General features: G+C 42.3%; 16 protein-coding genes. 8 read left to right on the plus strand and 8 right to left on the minus strand.

Going from position 1 to position 22,921, the window contains the following annotated elements; genetic code table 11:
* Together ACT3SX_RS04575 and ACT3SX_RS04580 are read left to right on the plus strand one after the other, a co-directional pair.
* Positions 1 to 838 (plus strand): IS3 family transposase (locus ACT3SX_RS04575; protein ID WP_444761681.1); only part of this gene is annotated, 838 nt, incomplete at its 5' end.
* Between the two features lie 53 nt (positions 839 to 891).
* Positions 892 to 1,407 carry an SIP domain-containing protein gene (locus ACT3SX_RS04580; RefSeq protein WP_442070054.1) on the plus strand — a complete coding sequence of 172 codons (516 nt, stop codon included), beginning with the start codon at positions 892 to 894 and terminating at the stop codon, positions 1,405 to 1,407.
* A gap of 362 nt (positions 1,408 to 1,769) precedes the next feature.
* Here ACT3SX_RS04580 and ACT3SX_RS04585 read toward each other — a convergent pair whose 3' ends face one another.
* Both ACT3SX_RS04585 and ACT3SX_RS04590 read right to left on the minus strand, forming a co-directional pair.
* A complete protein-coding gene (locus ACT3SX_RS04585) occupies positions 1,770 to 2,513 on the minus strand; it encodes a siderophore-interacting protein (RefSeq protein ID WP_192523511.1) in 744 nt (247 codons plus the stop codon).
* A gap of 105 nt (positions 2,514 to 2,618) precedes the next feature.
* Complete coding sequence (locus tag ACT3SX_RS04590; RefSeq protein ID WP_192523510.1) at positions 2,619 to 4,826, minus strand: TonB-dependent siderophore receptor; 2,208 nt, start codon at positions 4,824 to 4,826, stop codon at positions 2,619 to 2,621.
* A gap of 415 nt (positions 4,827 to 5,241) precedes the next feature.
* On the opposite strand from ACT3SX_RS04590, the gene ACT3SX_RS04595 reads away from it, so the two are divergent.
* The 5 genes from ACT3SX_RS04595 (at position 5,242) to ACT3SX_RS04615 (ending at position 11,818) form a co-directional block, all read left to right on the plus strand.
* Positions 5,242 to 6,741 (plus strand): PepSY-associated TM helix domain-containing protein, encoded by a 1,500-nt coding sequence (locus ACT3SX_RS04595; RefSeq protein ID WP_192529700.1) that lies wholly within the window; start codon positions 5,242 to 5,244, stop codon positions 6,739 to 6,741.
* A 376-nt stretch (positions 6,742 to 7,117) separates the two neighbouring features.
* Positions 7,118 to 9,397, plus strand: coding sequence for a TonB-dependent siderophore receptor (locus ACT3SX_RS04600; protein WP_192520478.1), 2,280 nt, complete (start codon positions 7,118 to 7,120; stop codon positions 9,395 to 9,397).
* Between the two features lie 60 nt (positions 9,398 to 9,457).
* Positions 9,458 to 9,748 (plus strand): hypothetical protein, encoded by a 291-nt coding sequence (locus ACT3SX_RS04605; RefSeq protein ID WP_192520477.1) that lies wholly within the window; start codon positions 9,458 to 9,460, stop codon positions 9,746 to 9,748.
* Between the two features lie 26 nt (positions 9,749 to 9,774).
* Positions 9,775 to 11,475 carry a PepSY-associated TM helix domain-containing protein gene (locus ACT3SX_RS04610; protein WP_192520476.1) on the plus strand — a complete coding sequence of 567 codons (1,701 nt, stop codon included), beginning with the start codon at positions 9,775 to 9,777 and terminating at the stop codon, positions 11,473 to 11,475.
* 1 nt (position 11,476) lies between these two features.
* The gene (locus ACT3SX_RS04615; RefSeq protein WP_192520475.1) at positions 11,477 to 11,818 is read left to right on the plus strand and encodes a hypothetical protein; all 342 of its coding nucleotides are present in this window, start codon (positions 11,477 to 11,479) and stop codon (positions 11,816 to 11,818) included.
* A 124-nt stretch (positions 11,819 to 11,942) separates the two neighbouring features.
* Here ACT3SX_RS04615 and ACT3SX_RS04620 read toward each other — a convergent pair whose 3' ends face one another.
* On the minus strand, positions 11,943 to 13,655 hold the full coding sequence (locus ACT3SX_RS04620) for a multidrug ABC transporter permease/ATP-binding protein (RefSeq protein ID WP_192520474.1): 1,713 nt from the start codon (positions 13,653 to 13,655) through the stop codon (positions 11,943 to 11,945).
* Between the two features lie 153 nt (positions 13,656 to 13,808).
* Positions 13,809 to 16,097: a TonB-dependent receptor gene (locus ACT3SX_RS04625; RefSeq protein WP_192524204.1), complete on the minus strand. Its 2,289-nt coding sequence runs from the start codon at positions 16,095 to 16,097 to the stop codon at positions 13,809 to 13,811.
* A 141-nt stretch (positions 16,098 to 16,238) separates the two neighbouring features.
* Here ACT3SX_RS04625 and ACT3SX_RS04630 point away from each other — a divergent pair, with 141 nt between their 5' ends.
* Positions 16,239 to 17,186: an IS256 family transposase, variant Zn-binding type gene (locus ACT3SX_RS04630; protein ID WP_442062720.1), complete on the plus strand. Its 948-nt coding sequence runs from the start codon at positions 16,239 to 16,241 to the stop codon at positions 17,184 to 17,186.
* Positions 17,187 to 17,313: 127 nt separating this feature from the next.
* Here ACT3SX_RS04630 and fhuB read toward each other — a convergent pair whose 3' ends face one another.
* The 4 genes from fhuB to ACT3SX_RS04650 all read right to left on the minus strand — a co-directional run bounded on the left by fhuB (position 17,314) and on the right by ACT3SX_RS04650 (position 22,278).
* On the minus strand, positions 17,314 to 19,287 hold the full coding sequence (fhuB, locus tag ACT3SX_RS04635; protein ID WP_192519867.1) for a Fe(3+)-hydroxamate ABC transporter permease FhuB: 1,974 nt from the start codon (positions 19,285 to 19,287) through the stop codon (positions 17,314 to 17,316).
* Complete coding sequence (locus tag ACT3SX_RS04640; RefSeq protein ID WP_442062713.1) at positions 19,284 to 20,258, minus strand: ABC transporter substrate-binding protein; 975 nt, start codon at positions 20,256 to 20,258, stop codon at positions 19,284 to 19,286. The genes fhuB and ACT3SX_RS04640 overlap by 4 nt, the downstream gene beginning before the upstream one ends.
* Entirely contained in the window at positions 20,255 to 21,019 is a 765-nt protein-coding gene (locus ACT3SX_RS04645; RefSeq protein ID WP_192519865.1) for an ABC transporter ATP-binding protein, read from the minus strand. The genes ACT3SX_RS04640 and ACT3SX_RS04645 overlap by 4 nt, the downstream gene beginning before the upstream one ends.
* 89 nt (positions 21,020 to 21,108) lie before the next feature.
* A complete protein-coding gene (locus ACT3SX_RS04650) occupies positions 21,109 to 22,278 on the minus strand; it encodes a siderophore-interacting protein (protein ID WP_192529814.1) in 1,170 nt (389 codons plus the stop codon).
* Between the last annotated feature and the right edge of the window lie 643 nt (positions 22,279 to 22,921).

The raw sequence follows: 22,921 nt of genomic DNA on the forward strand, positions 1-22,921 counted from the left end.
CCTCTTTCGCATCACCACTATGTGCCGCGTGCTAAGTGTTAAGTTATCAAGCTATTACGACTGGCTGGGTCGTGATCTCAGCGACCAACAGATACATCGCAATCAGTGTGAACTACTGGTTAAAGTTGCTCATACTCAGACCAAGCAGTGCTATGGCGTAGATCGACTGCATGCCCACCTAAGAGCGCAAGGGTACGATATCAGCCAATATATGGTTAGAAGCATCAAAGAAGAATACGGCATTAAATGCCGTCGTCACAAGCGCTTTAAAGTCACCACTGACTCTGATCATAACAAGCTGGTTTATCCAAACGTGCTGGATCAGAAGTTTGATGCAAACCGTCCTAATGATGCATGGGTAAGCGATATTACTTATATCTGGACTGCTGAGGGCTGGTTGTATTTGGCAGGCGTTAAAGATTTATATACCAAAGAGCTTGTCGGCTATGCTATCAACAAACGCATGACTGCTGACTTGGTTTGCCGTGCACTCAATATGGCAATCAAAAACAAACGACCTAATAAAGGATTAATTGTGCATTCAGACAGAGGCAGTCAGTACTGTAGCCATGCCTACCACAAAATCATTAAGCAGCATCACTTTATAGGCTCTATGAGTGGTCGTGGCAATTGTTATGACAATGCGCCAATAGAAAGCTTCTGGGGCATATTAAAGAATGAGCTAATATATCATAAGGACTATAAAACACGATTCACAGCCATTACTGACATCATCAAATATATCGAGCTGTATTACAATCAGACTAGGATTCAAAAGGGTTTGGGCTATAAATCGCCAAGACAAGTGTGGTTTGACTTTTATCGTCAGGCTGCGTAACTAAAATCTCCCAAGTTTAGTTCTACGGGATTGACAGCAGGGGTCAGGGTTGGGTGGATACTTATATTCATGGTGATACACCTGGTGGTAATTGGGCGAGAGCGGCACTAGCTGGCACACAACTGAAAAGTGTTCGCGATTATCCTGAAAAGATTGCGCATTTAAATGACGGACAATGTCTGCTTATCTGCGACGAAACGTCTATACCAACAGTCGCTAATTTATTAGAAAATTGGCAAAATCCGATAGCGCCAATTGTCATTGTCGTTACTTGTGATGTGGCAGATAGGGTTTATCTACAAGATATCGAATTCAGTCAGACGTTGGCACAGATAGATAATTTTAAACAACATAACATAGTGCATATTTTGAATACACCAGCCATCAATCTCCCTGACACTATTATCTCTACGATAGATAGCTGCTTAGAGGCCACATCTATTCATATAGATAAAATCTGGGGTGCAATTAGTGCAGCGGATGCCAAAGTGTTAAGGCGTCAACTAAAGGCTCAGTTTGATTTATCTCGGCAGGATATGGTCATGAAGGTGTATTGGCGAGCGTCTTAAAGAGTGGATATAATCAGAAGAAAGTTAGAATATGCTATCAAGTCTTAATTTTGTTAATATGACCTAAATGAACTGGGTGTGTTGAACATTCAACCATGTCCCTGACAGAAAATATTTTTTATCAATGAAGTGGCAAAAAGAGTCCTGTACCAGTTTGTTAAGTAAGGGCTGATGCTAAAATTATCTCGTAATGCGTTGCAACTTTAGCTAAGATTTCTGCATTATCGTCAATTTGCGCCTTGTCTGGAACAATTTTAGCGATCACTAGGGGCTATTTGTGAATGTTCAATACGGCCTAGTTTATAATAATTATATTAAAAACTGATAATTACATTACCATTTATTAAAAGACAAATAGCATATTATGCTAGGTTTTTTGCATCTTTCTGCTTCTCAATTTTATGCTGGTCTTCTGTGCTATCGACTTTCCAATAGCTGGATATGTATAAATGCGTTCTTGGTATTGAGAAATATGTTTTAAAGTAATGGCGCAGGGCGCGCATACTATGAAATTCACATGCTGCCCACACCGCAGGCCGGCCTGCTAGCCACGTAAGCGTTTTAACCCTTTCAAGTAATGGGCTGCTTTCGGTATTTGGATGTGAGTTGATCACCCAGTGAATGTCAACGTTGTCTGGTTTTTTGAGTAGTTGCTTATCCGCTTCACTGGTGACTTCAAGGACTGCATAGCCGCAGGCATTAGCAGGTAGCTGGGCAAGATTGACGCTAATGGCTGGTAGCGCTGTCATATCACCAACCAATAAAAACCAATCTGCCTCATTATTAATCAGCTTCTTTGGTCCTGGGCCGCCGACCAATATTTGCTCACCAACTTGGGCATTACGTGCCCACATTGAAGCAGGGCCTTCAGCGTCATGCAAAGCAAAATCGACATCTATTTCATCCTCACGTTGACTACTAATGGTATAAGTGCGCATCAGTGGTCGAGCCCCATGGTCTTGAGGAAATATGAGTTTAATATAAGCGCTTTCTTGATCTGCCGGAAAATCAGTCAGTCCAGCACCGCCAAGCGTGACGCGGCACATCTGTGGCGTTATGTATTTGGTGCGAACAACATTCAATGTTCTTGGAGCAGGTTTTGCCATTTTAATGCCTTTCTTAATTTAAGTGTTTCATTTTTCAAGTGATCAGTTTAGATAACGCCAGTATATAAGACAGGCATTCTCTAGTAATGATAAGCTCTATATTGTTTAAAAGTTGGCCTTTAGGCTTACGGACATCTGGCGCTCAGGTCCCATCCAGCAGTTATTGCTATCGTAGCAAGTACCGACATAGGTTTTATCAAACAAATTATTGATACTAGCGCCAACAGTGAGCATCGGATTGATTTGATAGCTGCCACCAATATCTACCAATGTCACACTTGGCAGCTCGTCTGAATTTTGCTTATCAAGCTGCATGCCGCCTTCATAGCGAACCCCTGCATTGAGGGTCAATTTATCTGTGGCGTAATAGTCTGCCCACAGTGTCGCCTTGTGCTTAGCAGTTTGGGCAGGAGTGTTACCGACCACGTCAGGGTTGAATTCATCTTCGGTAATCTCAGCGTCGGTATAGCTGTAGTTTGCAGTAATATCTACCCAATCACTTAGCATGTGGCTGCCTGAAACCTCGAACCCTTTAGAGGTAATTTCACCCGTTTGGGTTTGACTTCTGTAATTGATTTCATCAGCCACCACGACGTTTTTTTGCGTAATATCAAACACCGCCAACGTTCCTTGTGTGGCGCGATCTGGGGACAGATATTTGATACCAGCCTCTAATTGGTCAGCGGTGGTGGGCTCAAATGCCTTGTTAGTAACGAAGTTGCTACCGACAACAGGCTGAAACGATTGTGAGTAGCTGGCATAAGGAGAGAAGCCATTATCAAAGTCATAAATGGCAGCAAGGCGACCACTGGTTTTTGATGCGCTGTTATCAATCGTCTTGTTACTATAAACAGCACCTTTAGAGGCGTCGGTTTGCTCAGTGGTACTGTCAAAATTGTCGTGACGTAAGCCTGCTACTACCGTTAAATCTTGCCACTGCATCTCATCTTGTACATAAAATCCTAGCTGGTTTTGTTCGATGTCTTGTTTCTGTCGATAAATATCTAATGGCAAAGTGCCAGCATTGATTTGCGAAAAATCGGGATTGGACAAATCAAGGTTTGGGGTGCCATCTGCGCCAGCATCATAATATGTAGCGCTACTGTCCGTTTCTTGATACTCCACACCGAATAATAAATTGTGCGAGGTGTTGGCAGTATCTAACTGATAAGCCAGCTGATTGTCTGTGGTCCAGTTGTTCATCTTTTCATCGGTGGTATAGGCCACACGATTTAAAATATTATCGCTACCCGTGATAAACCCTTCTTGATTATACATATTACGCTGCTGCGCTTCGGCATCGGTATAGCGTAGGATATTCTTGAAGGTTAATTTGTCATTGATAGCCCAGTTGACAGTCACACTTGGCATCAGTACTTCTTTGCTAAAATGATTCCACTCGTCACCTGCGTAGGCATCACTATCTAGCTTGCCATAGCTGGCATTGTAGACTGTCCCAGCAGCCGGCAGCGGAGTGGAAGGCACCATCTCGGGATCGTCTTGATAAAAAAGATTGGCAAGAACGGAGACATCTTCTGTCGGTCGCCATTCAAGTGACGGATTAATTAAAGTGCGTTCTTCTTCTGTGGTCTGCATCTGTCCATCTTTTTTACGTTTTAATGCCACCAAGCGATAATTGAGCGTATCTGAGATAGGGCCGGTCGTATCGACTGCCACTTCTTTGAGGTTTTGATTGCCAAGGCGCACCTGTACTTCAGACTCTTGAGTGCTTTTTGGCGTTTTGGCGACCTGATTGACCATGCCACCTGGAGCCGCGTAGCCATAAAGTGAGGATGCTGGGCCTTTTAATATTTCTACCGCTTCAGTCGCATAAATGTCTACTTGCGGCATCAAATTCCAAGCGCCGTCATAGGGGAGGCGTAATCCATCATAAAAATTGGAGTAAGTCTTAAAACCGCGAATGTTGTATTCATCAAAAATAGATACTGTACCGCGGCTCTCAGCACTCACGCCGGGCTCATAACGTAACGCCGCATTAACGCTATCTGCTTGACGTTTTTGTAATAGTTCTTGATTGATTCTGCTATAGCTCATTGGAGCATCGTTAGGGTCTAATGCAGTTTTGGTGCCTGTACTGCGGTAGCTATCGGCATAAACAGTAATAGTATCTAAGGTCGTCGCTGGGGTCGGATTAACCGTAGCAACATTCTCATCTTTGTTTTGGACATCTTCAATATTATTTGCCGTTTCTTCAGCGTATGCAGCATGGCTAATACTCATTAATAAGCCAATCCTGACTGCCATTTTTAATTGTTTTTTTCGGGCAGATTCGGAACGTAAAAGAGACGACATCGTATTTCCTTTCAGATAGAAGTAGTTGAGGGTCTTGAGTTAAAAGATATGAATGTTCAATACGGAAATAATGATAACACTAATGATTATTGTTATCATTAATAAATTACAATAAGAGTGTTTATACAAGCATTAGAGGCAGTCATTGGCGGTTCTTATAAAGGACAAATAAAGCATGAATGGGACAAAATCATTAATAATAAAAAGTTAAAAATAACCTCATATAAGGCCAATTTTTTCCTATAATTCGCAGTGTTTTAAGGAGTTTTCTTGTATGATGCTGCCATCCTTAGAATCACGTTATCGTCTTGAAAGTATTTTAGGTCGAATCTAACAATCAGCTATTTTATATTACTATTGTCAATGCGTTGATAGACGTTAATTGAGCAGCCAAAGATGGGTAAAGGTCATATTTATGAGTAGAGACACACGTCAATCCCCTAACAATCAACGCTATTTTACAGTATGGAGATGGCATTTTTATGCAGGCATGTTTATTGCCCCTTTTTTGATTATTTTAGCGGGTACAGGACTTGGCATGCTGCTTATGTCCAATACAACAGGCCGAGATAATGACCGTCTAACGGTTTCCCCTCCACAGTCTATGGTTCAAGCCCCAATTGCCAACCAAGCAAAAAACGCCCTCAAAACCTTACCAAATAGCACGCTGATTAAATATATCGCACCTCGTGATACCGAGATAGTGGCCTTGTTTCAAGTGATATCAGATGGGCATGACAATATGGTTGCGGTAAATCCGTATACCGCTGATATTGTTAAAAGTACGCCCACTAATTCGGGCTTGTACAATACTCTTGATAGCATCCATGGCGACTTGCTATTAGGGAAGGTTGGTGACTTTATTCAGGAAGCCACCGCCTCATTAACTATTTTGATGATTTTAACGGGTTGGTACTTGTGGTGGCAAAAACGTAAGTCTGTCAAAGCCATGTTGTTCGCTAATGATGCGAACCTAAAGAAAAAGCGATCATTTTTTCGTACAATTCACGCAACCTTAGGCACTTGGATATCCATTGTATTATTATTTTTCTGCATTTCAGGAATGGCTTGGGCAGGTATTTGGGGCGAGCGAATCGTACAGGCTTGGAGTCAATTTCCCGCTGGTAAATGGGGCGCCGCGCCCATGCCACTTTCGATTGACCACAGTCAGCATCATGCAGGTATGGATATGGATAATGCCGATGCCGCGCCGCACATTCATGGAGCAGCAGCAACGCCTGCAGCAACTCATGGTCGTGTATTAAATACGGGCAGTACCAAAGAGGTACCTTGGGTGCTAGAACTGACGCCAATGCCGCTGTCAGGGACAACCAAAGGTGAGAACGGTATCGCGTCCAATATCCCTATTATGATTGATACGGTAGATAGGTTTGCGCGTGAGATTGGCTTTGCAGGACGTTATCAGCTGAATCTACCACAAGGCGAGACAGGAGTGTGGACGATTAGCCAAGATTCTATGAGCTACGATATGAAAAGTCCAACGGCTGACCGTACGGTGCATATCGACCGCTATTCGGGGAAGATATTGGCTGATATCCGCTTTGAGGATTACAATGCTTTCGGCAAATTTATGGCAGCGGGTGCGGCTATTCATATGGGAACGCTAGGATTATGGAGCGTGTTAGCCAATGTGCTGTTTTGCTTATCTGTGATTGCAATTTGTGTGAGCGGTTATGTCATGTGGTGGCAACGTCGTCCTCGTAATACCAACGAAATCACTGGACTAAATCCACCAGCACGTGGTCAAAGTTTTTCTATATGGTGGCCGTTTGCCATTCCCTTGCTTGTGGTGGCTATTATATTCCCAGCTGCAATTATTATCATTGTGGCTATTGCGTTATTGGATTTTTTAGTAATTTCTCGAACCCACTTTATGCAGAAGCTGTTGAAATAAACGATACGATTAAATTTAGGTAGGCAATAGTTAAGGTTTAACAGATACTGTGCTTAATTGAGGCCACTTTTAAAAAGTGGCCTTTTTTTTGCTGTGCTATTTTTATCTATAGTGTTTGCTAACAAAAAAGTAGTGCTATCTCATGACGTAGACCTTCACTGTATCAAAAATATTTCAATACTGTATTGATAATCATTATTATTATCTTTATCATGTACAAACTCTAACGTAACAAACCATATATTTATTCAACAAGACTATTAATAAATAGCTCATTTCTCATGATGCTCTACAAAGCTAACATGTATTAGTAAGCACTATTGTCTTGAATAACTGCCTTCCCTTAAATTCTCCTCACTTTCATTGAGATACCTTTATGATTACACAAAGTAGAAAACAGCATAAACCTAACCCTTTAAGTTGGAGCGTTAAGCGAACCATGCACCTTTCAGCCATTGCTTCGTTGGCAGTAAGCTCATCTATGATCCATGCTGAAGTATCACAGCAACAACCAATCAATGACAATGGCATTGAAATCAATCGTGGCGACAATAGGTCAGAACCAAGTACCACGCTACCAACTATCGTGGTCATGGCAGAAACGAACAAACAGGTCACGGAAAATACTGACAGCTATACAATCCCTGTCACCAGTAGCGCCACCGGTATGGGCTTGTCGGCCAAAGAAACCCCGCAAGCGGTCAGTGTGGTTACTAATCAGCAAATCAAAGATCAAAACTCAACCACCCTAATAGATGTGCTTAAACGCACGCCTGCTATCCAAGTAAGTAGCGTTGATGGCGCGCGTAATGGTCTTTCATCAAGAGGCTTTGCTATCAATAGCTTCCAAATTGACGGCTTAAATACCGATTTTGTCCAGCAAGCTGCCATGGGCGAATACTCTGCCAATACCGCGATGTTTGACCATGTTGAAACCGTACGCGGCGCGACTGGTTTGATGAGCGGCTCAGGCGACCCTTCTGCCAATGTTAACTTAATACGTAAACGGGCTGATAGTAGCGTTCCAAAAACAGAGCTATCCGCCAATGTTGATCGTTATGGGCAATATGGTCTCAGTGTTGATCGTAGTCAATCTTTAGTAGAAAGTGGCGCGGTACGAGGCCGAGTGGTGGCTAGCTATCAAGATGGTGATACCTTTATCGACCGTCAAGAATTGGGTCAAAGTCTGCTTTATGCCACAGTAGATGCGGACGTGGGCGACAGCACCACGGTCAGTGTGGGTGCTAGCCGTCAACACAATAAATCAAAATCAACCATGTGGGGCGGCTTGCCAAACTATCTAAGTGATGGGTCAAAAGCGGATTGGGATACCAGTAAAAATGGCAGCGCAGATTGGACAAACTGGGATTCTGATAATACCTATTACTTTGCAGATATTGACCATGATTTTAATGCCGATTGGAACTTGACCACCAATGCCAGCTATAACGAGAGTGACAGTAGTCCAAAGCTGCTTTATATGTATGCCAATGGCGACCAAGTCGTGAATCCTGATACCGGACTGATTTTTAACCTACACCCATTTCATGCCGATACCGAACGCAACCAGTTCAATGTTAAAAGCAAGTTAACCGGTAACTTTGATGCGTTGGGAAAAACGCATAAGCTCATCGTAGGCGGCTCCTATAGCAAAAGTGATCTTGATACTTTCACTTATAAGTCACCGCCTGATGGTATGTTGCCGCTCCCAGATTTTTCTGACTGGGATGGCAGTTATCCTGAACCAGAATGGGGAGCGCGCAATCGCAGCTCTGATGTCACAACCAAAGAAAAAGCCATTTTTGCAGCAACTCAGCTCAAATTATCGGATCCTTTAGCCGTGATTTTGGGAGCGCGTGTGTCTGATTTTGAACGCTCAGGTGTGCAGTATGGCCGTAACGTCAACACGGAAGCCAAACACATCTGGACACCATACGCAGGGATTACCTATGCGGTTAATGACAATCACAGTCTTTATACCAGCTACAGTGATATCTTCAAACCTCAAACTCAGCGTGATATAAACGGTAAATTCCTCGATCCTATCGAAGGTAAAAACTATGAAATCGGTCTAAAAAGTGAGTCAGATAATGGCACATTACAAAGCCAAGTGAGTATTTTCAGAATCGAGCAGGACAACCTTGCTCAACTCGATGGCGGTCAAATAATACCCGGCACCGATCTGGAAAAAGCCTACTACGGAGCAAAAGGTGCCACCAGTCAGGGCGTAGAAGTACAAGTGTCTGGTCAAATCAGCGACCAACTACAAGCGAGTGTTGGTTATACGCATTTTAATGCTGAAGACAACAAGGGCAAAACCATCAATACTGGCTTTGCTGATACCACGCTGAATCTGTTTGCCACTTATAATCTTGATCATATCATTCCTAATTTAACTATTGGCGGCGGCGTTGACTGGTCAAATGGATACTATGGTATTGTCAAAAACCCTGTGACGAAACAATCTGAAAAGTACGGTCAAGATGACGTGACGCTTGCCAATATCATGGCAAGATATAGCTTTAACGACAATCTTGAAGCGCAGGTTAATGTGAATAATTTGTTCAATCAAAAGTATCTTGCGGGCAGCACTTTTAGTGAATTGACTTACGGTGAGCCTTTGAATGTAGTCGGCAGATTAACCTATCGCTTTTAATCTTTCGCTTTTCACTTTTATGCCGATCATGACCTTTCACTTTCATACGCAGGCAGTCACATGAGTAAGCGCCGTAGCAGTCATGGTTTTTATCTACCTGAGTTTAAAGTCCTCAGTCGTATTTTTTTAGCGATTATTGGTAGCTATGGCATCGCGGTGCTTACGAGTTTGACGTTTTTGACCTTACCTATAGATGAGATTTCTGCCATCTATTGGGGTCAAATTGCTAGCGTTGTCGTATGTGCGCTCATCCTTGTCTTAGTATTTTCTTTGCGTCGTTTATGGCTGGCATGGACACTGATCGTCGGTATTGCAGGGATATTAGGGGTGATTGATTATGTCGCTATTTAGATTTTTCTTACCATCAGGCTGTTATTATGCCCTCAGACTCTACTAAGACCCAAACTGCCACAATGAGTAATATTCAGACAAAGGGTAAAACTAAAGTGAAGGGCTATCGAGTCATTTTATCTGACGTCCATACTTGGTTTGGCCTGTTATTAGGTTGGTTGCTGTTTACCATTTTTCTGATGGGCACGGTCAGTTATTTTAATAATGAGCTGACAGCATGGATGCAACCTGAAATTCCGGCACGCTCTCAGCAAACGCCATTCACGTCTTCAACATTTACGCACAACCAAAATGTGACAAATCTAGAAGATAAGTCAGATGGTTTTGCTATGGCAATCGCTCACTTACAGCAAACCCAAGCCCATGCCAAAAACTGGTTTATTGCTAAAGATATTAATGGCGATAATATTGCTCAACGTCTACATATTAATGTGACTACAGATGACAAAAGGCTAAAATATCAGTTTGATACGCAAACCCAAATGGCATATACACCAAGAGATACCGTAGGCGGTCACTTCTTTTATCGTATGCATTTTGATTTGCATTATATGAGTGTGATATGGGCCAGAATTATCGTCGGTATAGCTTCTATGATGATGTTGATTGCTATTATCACAGGCGTTATTGTCCACAAAAAGATATTTACGGATTTTTTTACCTTTCGTTGGGGTAAGGGGCAACGCTCGTGGCTTGATGCGCACAATGCTTTTTCTGTGCTGCCAATACCGTTCCATTTGATGATTACCTTTACCGGCATCATAACCTTAATAACCTTATATATGCCGTGGGCAGGCATGGTATCTGGGGTAGATAATGAGCAGTTTTTTAAGGAAATTTACTCTTATCGGGCAGCGGATGCAACCGAGTTACAGGCTGCCCCTATGGCTAGTATTGCTCCATTGCTTGCCACGACACAATCTGATTGGCAAAAACGCAACCCTAATTATACCGTGACCAGTGTCAGTATTAATCATCCCAATACTGACCAAAGTATGATTATTATCGACGGTAAAGCTGAGCATCAATTATCAACGTTAGGGGTATTTCGTATTTATGATGGGCAAACAGGGGAAGTACTCAAAGACAGTCGACCGCCGCCGCTCGCTGTCCAAACACAAGCGGTCATGATAGGTTTGCATGCAGGACGCTTTGCGGATAATTGGTTGCGTTGGTTGTACTTTTTATGTGGCGCAGCGGGCTGCGGTATGATTGCAACAGGCTTAGTGCTTTGGACGGTTAAACGTCGCCGCCAATTATTCACTATAGATAAGCCTGATTGGGGATTTTGGTTAGTAGAAAAGCTCAATATTGCGACGCTGGCGGGATTGCCTTTAGCGATGATAGGTTTTTTATGGCTCAATCGTCTATTGTCGTTAGAGTTATTAGGGCGAGGCAAGTGGGAGGTAGATGGGTTTTTTATCATCTGGGCGTTTGGTTTCTTGCTGACGTTATTACTCTCTAGTCGTCATGCATGGCGTCTATTATTATCATTAATTACTCTATTACTTTTATTCACACCGCTACTCAACAGCCTAACTACCGAGCGCGGATTGCTTCACAGTATCTTGAGCGTCGATGTGCTGTTTATCAGCTTTGACGTTATGTTTTTTATTCTAGCGCTGCTGTTTGCTTATATTACTTATGTGGTCAGTTTTAAGAAAGCATCTCACCAGCAAAAAATAAAGTCGCCTAGTCGTTCAAAGCTTCAGATGGAAAATGTATAGTATGTCTAACGCGCTGTTATCTGGATTGCTATTGGCATTTAATCTGCTAGGTATGATGGCATTAATGATGACCAGTAAAAGACATAGGAATAAGTTTCATCTCAAACGGCCACTCTTAGTCGCCGTAAGGTCAAACCTGCTATCTCATCATGATGAGCAGAAACGATATATCACTAAACAGCAAAGGTTACGATGGCTGGGATTGCTACTGCTATTGATAGGTTTCATTTTCCCTTTTTTTGCACCTCATACTGGTTATTTTATCGTTGTCTGGTTTGCTAGCTTAATCGTAGCAGCAGGAGTTGTATATTTAAGCATGGTTATTTATGAAAAACTGGCATAGCCAGTTTATATAAAAGCGCCAAATTCAAAATAAAATGCTGCTATAAAATTTCCCCGCTTGCAGTATGCTTTGATATTAAACATTTTAATAGTACGACTTATTAGCAATTATTCTAGCTGAGCAATTACTCTAACATAGCAATGGCGTCCGCACTGGCGCGTTGGCGTTCTTCTGCATTTAACTCTGTCAGCTTTCCTTCTTTCATCATCAACAAGCGGTCGGCATGCTCAAAATAACCGTCGTCATGACTGATAATAAACAGCGTTTTCCCCATGGCTCTTAATTCAGGAATCAGCGTTTGATAAAATACTCGGCGAAAAGCAGGGTCTTGGTCAGCAGCCCATTCATCGAGCAGCAGAAAGTCCTTTTGTTCGGTGACAGCGAGCAGCATGGCCAAGCGTTTGCGTTGTCCTTGTGACAGCTTGTCGGTAGACAATCGATGGTCAGTTACCGTCACTTTATCTTGCAAATTTAATTTATGTAGCCACTCAGTTACTAAGGACATATCAGGGTCATTGTCTTGACTGCCAATCAGTTGTTTAAAAAGATGTTGATCGCTAAAAATGGCAGAAAACAGCTGCCGATAATTGGTATTGTTATCCGAATCAATCGTTCGTTTGTCTACTTTTACAGCGCCTGTCGTAGGTATAAAGATGCCAGTAATTATTTTTGCAAGGGTTGACTTACCGCTGCCATTAGAGCCTATCAAAAACACCACTTCGCCACGCTTCAAGGTTAAATTGACTCCTTTTAAAATATCATCAGTAAGCGACTTATTTTCAGGTACACCTTCTTGTGTATGGTGGTTTATACCTTGATAGCGATAGCTCACATTGTTCAGTGAGATGGTCTGCCAGTCATTTGCTGCTATATTGGTTAAAAACGCTGGCTGATAATCAGCAAGCGCCAACGTCTGTATTTTATCTAACGCGACTTGCGCCGTTTGTAAAGTGGGATAAGCGCCAACGGCTTGTAGTAGGGGCGATTGCATAAATAAAATGGTCAAAGAAAAAGTGGTGGCAACGCTCATGGGAATATTCAGATAGTTTGAGACCGCAAAGACGACGCCAATCGCTGCAAACATCATAATGTTCGACCAATTCACTGCTGATAAGTGAAAGGTATCTGCTTTAATAACACGCTCTTTATAGGACTGGGCGTGACTCAAAAAATCATTGGTATACAGCTTTTGCGCGCGGTGCTGATTAAGTGCAAGCTCTTTTCGACCTTCGATAATAGATTGATAATCTTGATACAGAAGATCATTAATCTCCCTTAATTCTGTTAAGTGCTTATAAACGTGCTTCACCAAAATGGTGCTTATCCAAATCGTCATTACAATCCAAACCATGATGATCAGCAATAGTGGCAATGACAACCAACCCAAATATAAAGCGACTCCGCTAGATAAAATTACCCCTTGAACCAACTCTGGCATACGGACAAAGGCGACGGTAATCGATTGGATATCGGTAGACAAGCTGGCGAGTAGTTGGGCGTTTCCTAATTTGTCAATCTGCGGAATGTTGGTATCGATGATTTGTTTGACCAGCTTGGTTCTGAGCTCATACACAAATCTATGACCCAAGCGGGTTAGGGCATATTGTGATAAAAAAGTCGTGACCAATAGCAGAACCACTAACGCTGAAAAATAGCCTAAGCTCTGCCATGATAAGGTATTAAAAACAGGCTGACTGATAAAGGCGTGGTTAATATAAGCAATAATACCCACACTGACCGCCGCATTGACTAAATTCAATAAGATAACTTTGAGAAAAGGCAGACGATAATGCGACCAGATCATATGATATAGAGAAGCTGTAGCGCGAGAGGACATAAGGACTCAATAATAAAATGAATTTTGCGTATTTTTAGATAGCACAAAAGGGAGTAGGTGGTGCCTAATCCCTTTTATTTAACTCTGGTAATGATTCTATAACGACAATTTAATCAGTATAGTAGTCTCATTGGCGAAGCTTAGCGTTTAAATTTAAAAGTCAAACGTCGCTGAAACTTTTAAAGCCGTGGGTTCACCGGCATTTAAATAACCAGCATTTGTATAGCCACCGACTGATTGCCAATAATCTTCGCCCGTGACATTGGTTACCATGCCTTTTAAGGTAACATCTTGTCCGGCCAGCACGGTTTTATAGCGAGCTCCAAGATCTAACGTGGTATAACCGTCAACCTTTAAGGTATTGGCATTATCGGCATAGCGTGGGCCCGTATGAATGATTTCACCTGTTAAGGTTAATCCTTCGAGTGCCGCAACATCATATTCTAGATTGACATTGCTTTGTAAGGTAGGAAGACCAATGACTTTATTACCATCTAACGCAGCATCACCAGTGTCTTTTTGTTTGGCACTTAAATAACTGACCCCCGCATTTAGGCGCATATTTTCGCTAGGGCTACCAAATACGGTCAGTTCTACGCCTTGGTGACGGTTTTTACCAGCAGATATAAGGGTGTTTGAAGCATCGATATAGTCACGTGCGGCATCAGTGCGATATATTGCCAAACTACTGCCAATAAGCCCGTTGTCATACTTCACGCCAACTTCGGTTTGTTCGCTTACATAAGGGTCCAAAGCTTGACCAGCATTGGTAACAGGAGCATTGTTATTTGTCTGAGGGGCTGTTTTTCCTGGCGTTAAGCTTTCGATATAGTTACCGTAGAACGACCAATCCATGTTTGGTTGATAGGCAATACCGATACTTGGTGTCCACTCACTCTTATCGTAATGAGCAGTTTCTGCCTGCGTGTTGGCATCATAGCTGGTGGTTTTTATATTTTGATGACGTACACCCAACGTGGTTTTCAGTTTGTCATCGAACAGCGATATGGTGTCTGCTAGCGCAAAGCTTTGGAGTTGCTTTTCATTGGTTAATTTTGGATCGTCTAAATTGCCGCCAAACGTAGTTGTACTTGTAAAAGGGACTTCCGTGTAGTCGGTAGGGCGGTAAAAATTGGTCGCTAGCTGATTGCCAAAATCATATGCGAATGCGCCTTTTTCTTCTTGATCATAGAGGTTTGCGGCCAACACTAAGTTATGAGCCACTTCACCGGTTTGTAATTTACCACGTAGACCAAGCTCGGCACTTTGTACCAAATCTTCTCTAGAGTTATCAAAACGATAAATCGTGCCCGCACCATCAGCACTGTTTACGGTTAAGGTGGCTAGTGAGTTTTCTTCCTCGCCACTTCGTATGCCGTAAGCACCATAAGCGGTGAGATTGTCATTAAAATCATATTCACCTCGAATGGTACCAAAGATATCTTTTTCATCTGAGTACGTCCAAGGCTGCGCCCAATTTTTTGAGCCGTCTGGCGCTTTTGGTACGCTAGAAACACTGCCAAGATTGACACTAGGGCGAGTCTCTTTGAGTTTGTTATCTTGCCAGCCTAAATCTGCTGATAGACGATATTGCTCGCCTTTATAATCTAGCCCAAGCGCTGCCAATCCCAATGTTGAAGATTCATCATCGATGGCACTATCGCCATCTTGATAAGCGGCGTTAAAGCGCACGCCAAATGCATCCTCAGTGCCAAAACGGTCACTCACGTCGACGGCAATTTTACCTTGGTCACCTTGACCATAACCAAGCGTTAATTGGCGTAGTGGGTCATTACTAGCACGTTTTGGTAATAGGTTAATCGTACCACCAGCATTGCCGCCACTAGGCGCTGCACCATTTAGCATGGCAGAAGCGCCGCGTTGGACTTCAACACGCTCAAATAATTCGGTGGCGATATACTGTCGGGGCAAAATACCATATAGGCCATTAAACATCGTATCATCTGATGTGGTGATGAAACCGCGCATAAAGTAAGCTTCTTGAAAGTTACCAAAACCTCTGGCCACGCGGACAGTTGGGTCTTTTTTGAGCAGGTCGCCCACGCTTTGTGCTTGTTGGTTGGCAATGTATTCGTTGGTATACGATGTAGTAGAAAATGGCGTATCCATGATGTCTTGATTGCCTAAAATTCCTACGCGGCTTCCGGTCGCCACTTGGCCACCTTCGTAAGCATCTGGCAATCCATCCGCTGACGCATCCGCACTACTGGTCACTACAATCGTATCAAGTACCACACTTGGTACATCTGATTGACTGTCATTATTTATATCGGTTTGTGCCCACGCCGCTTGGCTTGCAGCAAGTAAAACGACTGAAGTAGAGAGGTGAAAGATAGACAGTGATTTTACTGAAAATGGGTGACGCGCTCTGTTAGTTGCTTTGAGGCAAAATAGAGCAGAATATAGGCGAGACAATTGCATGAATGTTACCAATATGTAAGTTAAATCACTATTATAATGATAAGCATTTTCATTACAATAGTTGCGCGTTATTAATTTTAAAAATTTTGGTGTAATGGACATTATTCATGCTGTCATAGGGTCTAACGCTATATACTGTCTATATTTGCAAGGAATGAACGCCATGAATCAAAAAACTGCCCTTTTTGTAGTGATAAACACACCAAGAAGAATGGACGTAAGCTAGATAAACAGCAGTATCAATGCCTAGCTTGCAGACGGCAGTTTTTAGGTGGCAAAAGACTCAATAACCAAACACTTTGGACTGAATATACCCAAGGTAAACAGACTTACCAACAACTGGCTGATAAATACCACTGTAGTCTTAAAACCATTCAAAGACGCTTAGATAAAGTCAGTATCGAGTATCAGGTTAAACGACCAAAGACTGCTAATATCATCATGGACACCACTTACTTTGGTCGCAAGTTTGGGTTAATGGTCTTTATGGATAACACCACTAAAACCGTTCTTTATTACGCGATAGTGAGTCATGAAACTAATAGTGCCTATAAGCAAGGGATTGATCACCTAGCATCGTTAGGCGTTGATATACAAAGTATTACCTGCGATGGTAGACGAGGACTGCGTACGTTATTTACCTGTACCCCATGCCAGATGTGCCAGTTTCATCAAATACAAATAGTGACCCGCTACCTCACTCGTCGCCCTAAGAACATCGCCAGTATTGAGCTTAGACAGCTCGCTTTAAACATAATACAGCTTGATAAGACAGCGTTCATAAAGCGCTTAGATCACTGGTATTTGACTCATGAAGCCTATCTTAGTGAACGTAGTACCAATGAGGATACTGGTAGAACGTGGTACACGCACAAGCGTCTTAGAAGTGCTTATCGTAGTCTACGAACCAATAGTAACTGGCTGTTTACTTATCGAGAATATGAGCACTTAGATATACCAAATACGACCAATTCTCTTGAAGGGTTATTCAGTGAGCTAAAGCGACAATTGCACAGTCATCATGGGTTAAATGAGTACCGTAAGTTACGGTTTATTAAAGACTTTCTACTATCAAAGTCACTCAAATAGCATGAATTATGTCCATTAGCGACTACCTTCTACTTTTTAGCATGAATTTTGTCCATTACACCAAAATTTTTAAAGCCCTAAATAGCGATAATGTTGTCATGTCGTTATTGAAGTATTAACCATATGGTTACGCTCTAATACGCCGCATCAAATATAGAAAATAAGCGCCGCCAATGATAGCAGCAATGGTGCCAGCAGGTATCTCATAGGGAAATATGAGATAGCGTCCAACCCAGTCTGCTATGACCATTAAGCCCGCGCCTAAGATAGCGGACAGTTGAATTTGACGTTTGAGCTTTACCGCGCCTAATGTGCTGGCGAGGTGAGGTATCATCAGACCCACAAAACTGAGTGGTCCCACTGCTAACGTTGATATCGTACTCAGTAAAGCTACAAGAATGAGTATCAAGGTTTGATACAATCTCAAAGATACCCCAAGCTCACGGGCAATCCCGCTACCTAGGCTCAATATTTCTAATGGTTTGATCACCATAAAGCTTAATAAAAAAAGTATAAAAGCCAATCCTACTAAAATCCATGCCGTTTCTGGACTGGCAAGGTACGTAGAACCTGATAGCCAACTTAACACCGCTTGTAACCGTTGATCGCCAGATATTTTTACCAGACTTAATAAACCGCCCATCAATGCGGCAATGGCCACACCAACTAATAATAAATAAGCTGGATTGATACGACGGGCAAGCCATAAGATCAAGCTAAGGACAATAAAAGCGCCCAATAATCCTGATAATATAATACCTGTATAGCCAAAACTGGGTAGGAAAACAAAGGCCAATACCACGCCTATCGCTGAGCCTGAGCTGATACCGAGTACTTCAGGGCTAGCCATCGGGTTACGTGTTAAGGTTTGTAGCAGCACGCCAGCAGTGGCTAGCATTATGCCAGTGGCGGCTGCGCTTAACGTACGAGGCAATCTAAAATTAACAATTAAATGTCCTAGCGTACTAAGCTGCCAGCCATTTGAAGTAGCCGTAAAGATAAGTACGCCTATGAGCAACAGTATTAAGGCGATACTCCAACCCATTAAATGAGTGTCACGGCGTTCTGAAACTAAAGTCGGAATAACCTCATCGGTATGTTGACGACTTTGGCTCACGATTAACCATATCACCAATGGGGCACCAAGTATGGCCGTCATTGCATCAGCAGGAATATTTAGGCTTAAATAATGTTGTAACAGCGTCGTGGCATTACTGGTGATCCATAACAACAGCGCTCCAAACACATAACCTAATAGCAAACGGTAACCAATACGCCGTACCGAAAACACATTCACCAGTGTGGCAGCCCCTAAACCAATAAAGCCAATAGGCCCCACGCGACTGACGACAAGGGCGGTCAGTAGTGCCACCAATCCCACTACCAATCCACGAATGAGGTTGATAGGAACGCCCAAACTTTTGGCTTGCCTATCATCTAAGCTCATTATTTCTAATGGTTTTAATAAAGGTATTAAGCTAATAAAGGCGATCACACTAGCGATGCTTAATACGGCAGATACTTGCCAGTTATTCTGAGTGAGACTGCCCGCCGCCCACACCATGACGTTTAAGGTTTCTTCAGCATAATAAATCAATAATAAAGCAGTAATAGCGCCCAATAAAATATTGGTTACCAGTCCGCCAAGCACCAATACCAAAGGATTCATGCGGCTAGGCGCAGCTAGAAGAAAAACAATCGCCATACTGCCAAGCGCGCCCATAAAAGCGACCCAAAAACTTCCCCCCAACGCTAAAGTAGGCAGGAATAACGTGACAATGAGCAGCGCCATATTTGCACCGCTACCGACTGCTAGTGTCGTGTCTGAGGCCAATGTGTTTTTTACCAGCTGTTGTAATAAAACACTGACCAATCCTAAAAGGCCACCAGCGGTCAATGCTACCAACATGGTCGGTAGGATTTGTAGCTGGGTACTCATATCCGAAAGTGATAGCTCAAATGAGGGGGTGAACAATTCTAAAAAAGCGAGAGGCCATAGCTGATGTACGACTGCATAACTGCTGACTACTGCTAGCAGCATTAAGAAAACGACCATCATATAAATACGGTTAGCTGACAAAAAATTATTTTTATTCATCATAAATCGGTATGGCCTACAAAAGTGACATTCGTTAAGCGCTCGGCCAAGACATTCATAGAAGCCACGCCACTGTTGTTCCATGTCGCAGGCAGTAAGGCGATACAGCGGCCTTTTTTGCTAGATGCATGCGCTTGATCAAAGGAATAACCCAAGCGCTGCCACACTAAACTGTCTTCTAATTCAAGTTTGAGAAGGTCACTAAGAGGTTCAACGACCACAAGGCAAGTATCGTCATTAAGCTGCGCTAAGTCTCCTAGCATAATGGGCGTAAACCCCCATTGATTGCCATCTGCCAACGCTACTAGCTGTAGTCCCATCGTCTCTAAAGCAGGTTGAAACAAACTATTATACGAAAACATACGCAAATTATTAGTATCGGCAAATTGCACGACAGCCAATTTTTTGACATGAGGATAACGCGCATGAAAAGTCTGTCCCGCTTGTAAGATTTGTTTCTTGCTAGTGTTTAAATAATCTTGCGCGGCTTGCGGTTTATTGATAGATCGGCCCAATTCTAACGTGGGTTCTATAAAGTCCTCCCACTTTGCAATTTTGTTAGGGCTGGTCAATTCAATAGAATGGATAGGCAAATCGCCGTACATAGGACGCAGGTGCGCATAAAAAGCGTTGTCTATGACCAAATCTAAATCTAATTGAGAGAACATTTCAGGATTGGGCTGATAGCGTGTTCCTACGTCGAGAGTCGTATCGGGTATAAGAGGCTTACCGACCCATTCTCTATAGAAAGGTTTGTCGCCCATAGCAACTGGTGGGTATCCCATGGCAGTCAGCGTCGCCGCAATACCCCAATCGGGCGTCATGACTTTAGGCGCTTTTTGACTTTCTTGAGGTGACATTGCTTGTGGCGCTTGTGGTGCTTGTGAGGTGGCGTCAGACGACTGGCAACTGCTTAACAATAAACTTGAGCATAATGCCACACATAGCCCGAACGAAAAGGTGAGCGCTTTCATATAACTGCGACTTTATGAGTAGTGGTAGGATGGGTTAGTAGGGTAAAATCGACACCAAATATTGAGCGCAGTACATCCTTTTCCATGGTGTGTTTGACATCATTCATATGGCACAGCTTGCCTTGTTTTAGGGCGATAAACTCATCACAAAACCTTGCTGCTAGATTTAGGTCGTGCAGGATAATCACAACACCTAAGCCTTGCTCATCGACCAATTGACGAATCAGCTTTAACACTTCTATTTGATAGACCACATCCAGCGCCGCTAGTGGTTCATCCAATAGAAGATACTTTGTCTGCTGGGCAAGGCACATCGCCAACCAGACGCGCGCACGCTCACCACCTGACAACGTCGATACTTGGCGGTCTCTAAAGGCGTTAACTTGAGTGAGGGCGATAGCTTTTTCTACTTGTTGATGATCGTTGGCAGTCGGCTTTTGCAGCCATTTTTGATGAGGGTATCTGCCCAACATCACAAGCTCATAGACCGTAAAAGCACCTGCATCAGGTAGATTTTGCGGTAAATAGGCAAGATGCGTCGCCAGTCTTTTAGCAGAAAGACTTCGCAAATCTGTATTTTCTATTTCAATGCCACCTTGCGTGGGTGTCATCTCTCCTGCCATGGCTTTTATAAGGCTAGATTTACCAGAACCATTATGTCCAATGAGGGCATAAAGTTTATTTGGTTCGATGATAAAAGAAGTCGGGTGAAGCAAAACTTTTTTTTGACGAATTAGGCTTAAATTATTGATGTGCATCATAGTGAGCAGTCGAAAGTAAATGAGGAATTTTAAAGAAAAGTAGCTGGTTAATGCAAATGATTTTCATTTTATTTATGGAATTGAAGCAGTTATTGAGCGCGCCAATAGACTTTTATGACCATATCTTGACGAGATAAACCAAGAGTTACCTTTAATTGTTGTCTTAATGATTTGATGTCCGCTGCTTCAAGCGCACCCCAAACCTTGCCAATCTTAAGAGGTAGTGTTGTTAACCTTGCATGTAATAAGCTTATGATTTGTTCAGAAAGATCGGTTGTTGGCGTTTTAATGATATGAAGTAGATTGTCTTGTAGAAAACGCTCATCATGACCTAAGTGCTGACAGAGATTGAGAGTGTGTAAATAACTGATATCTTCTGGATCTTCGGTGATAGCAATGACAAGGGGCGGCAACGGATTTTGCCAGTTTTCTAATAGATTGGCGACGGTAGGTAGAGAGGTTTCATCGCAAATCAATAAGCATTGTCCCTCACTGAGGTGTTCTATTTTTTCTGGATAATCGCGCACCGTTTTTATTGGCATGCCGCAGACGAGAGAGCGTGCCCAATTGCCACCTGGCGTGTTGCCATGGATATAAACATCTATCCAAGCTTGAACAGACAAGCGGATTGGATCTCGCCATGCTTTTCGCAGGGTGTAGTAGCGTTGTAAAGGTTTATCGTTATTTTCTGACTCACCATTTATGGTAGATAAAACTTCAGCATTTAACTCAAATAAATACGCGTAGCCTGGATGATTGAGTGGGATATTATCGGGTGCTGTGACCACCAGTCGATACATATTAGGACTGACATAATAACCATCAGTCACGCGAAAGTGCTGTTCTTGAAGCTTGATCGTACGCTTACCAAGCTTAGTAGCGGATGCCTGTAATAACGCTATATATTGCTCATGTAGTGTTTCAGCGTTACTAATAGGCACAAAAAAGTTGATAAAGTATTGATGATTAACACTAGAAAGGTTTTCAGCGAGGCTGTTATCTGTAGAACTGCTATCTTTTAACGCATTAGAGTTATTTTGATACCGATTCATCGTTATAACATCTAACAAAAGGCCGTCAGGATACAGCTCTTTTATCGATACTATATCATACTCGCCGACTGAGGCAGAGGTAAAGGCATTGATAAACATCGCAAGTTCATCTTGATGCTCTTCATTAAGATGGTGAATAAACATGGCTTTATCAGCAATGGCTAATGGGGTTTTATTGGTATCATAACGAGTAAGCGTTTCAGCCATAAAGGGTCATCCAAGCCAAAAAATCACATAACGGTTAGTTCATATAATCGTCAAGTAAATGGCATCTGAAAATATAAGGTAGCGGAGAATAGAGATAAAAATAGTAGAAGTTTAATCAATACGTATTGCGAGCCAAGCAAGGTGATAGAATTAGTAATCGATAATGTGAATTAAAAACACCTAAGCGTTATTGATAACCATTAACATCTAGATTATTATTACGTTAATAAGGCTAACTGTCAATGCATTTATAAATAGGAAGTTGTGATTTTAAATGATTATCAAGCTTCAGTTTAGAATATACTGTAATGTCACTACACCCTAATCGTCGAACCTTGATATAAAGCGATACACCTAAATAATCTTAAAAACACATACTTCGCAAAATATACCATTCAGAAGTTAACAATGATTTGATACTTAAGACATTGTCGCATTATGCTATTGATAAATAAAAGTAGTCTAGAATAATGTTTATCTACTACAGTCTCTATTCTTTTTGTTGCTTTTGCTGACGATGATTTTAAAAAATCTGAACCGCACTGGGATTGTCGGTGACTCAAAACTCTGAGAGAGTATGAAAATAGTCGCTTCATTGAATCTTATAATTTGTTATGACAAATGACTCTGGATAGAATAAGGC

It is taken from the genome of Psychrobacter sp. AOP31-B2-9, assembly GCF_052378005.1.
In the GTDB taxonomy this organism is placed as follows: domain Bacteria; phylum Pseudomonadota; class Gammaproteobacteria; order Pseudomonadales; family Moraxellaceae; genus Psychrobacter.

Excerpts from the sequence above, each read along its gene's own strand:
- ACT3SX_RS04595 (WP_192529700.1), top strand. The coding sequence starts at position 5,242 with ATGAGTAGAGACACACGTCAATCCCCTAACAATCAACGCTATTTTACA.
- ACT3SX_RS04610 (WP_192520476.1), top strand. The coding sequence starts at position 9,775 with ATGCCCTCAGACTCTACTAAGACCCAAACTGCCACAATGAGTAATATT.
- ACT3SX_RS04650 (WP_192529814.1), bottom strand. The coding sequence starts at position 22,278 with ATGGCTGAAACGCTTACTCGTTATGATACCAATAAAACCCCATTAGCC.
- ACT3SX_RS04590 (WP_192523510.1), bottom strand. The coding sequence starts at position 4,826 with ATGTCGTCTCTTTTACGTTCCGAATCTGCCCGAAAAAAACAATTAAAA.
- ACT3SX_RS04640 (WP_442062713.1), bottom strand. The coding sequence starts at position 20,258 with ATGAAAGCGCTCACCTTTTCGTTCGGGCTATGTGTGGCATTATGCTCA.
- ACT3SX_RS04645 (WP_192519865.1), bottom strand. The coding sequence starts at position 21,019 with ATGATGCACATCAATAATTTAAGCCTAATTCGTCAAAAAAAAGTTTTG.
- ACT3SX_RS04605 (WP_192520477.1), top strand. The coding sequence starts at position 9,458 with ATGAGTAAGCGCCGTAGCAGTCATGGTTTTTATCTACCTGAGTTTAAA.
- fhuB (WP_192519867.1), bottom strand. The coding sequence starts at position 19,287 with ATGATGAATAAAAATAATTTTTTGTCAGCTAACCGTATTTATATGATG.
- ACT3SX_RS04600 (WP_192520478.1), top strand. The coding sequence starts at position 7,118 with ATGATTACACAAAGTAGAAAACAGCATAAACCTAACCCTTTAAGTTGG.
- ACT3SX_RS04585 (WP_192523511.1), bottom strand. The coding sequence starts at position 2,513 with ATGGCAAAACCTGCTCCAAGAACATTGAATGTTGTTCGCACCAAATAC.
- ACT3SX_RS04625 (WP_192524204.1), bottom strand. The coding sequence starts at position 16,097 with ATGCAATTGTCTCGCCTATATTCTGCTCTATTTTGCCTCAAAGCAACT.
- ACT3SX_RS04620 (WP_192520474.1), bottom strand. The coding sequence starts at position 13,655 with ATGTCCTCTCGCGCTACAGCTTCTCTATATCATATGATCTGGTCGCAT.
- ACT3SX_RS04615 (WP_192520475.1), top strand. The coding sequence starts at position 11,477 with ATGTCTAACGCGCTGTTATCTGGATTGCTATTGGCATTTAATCTGCTA.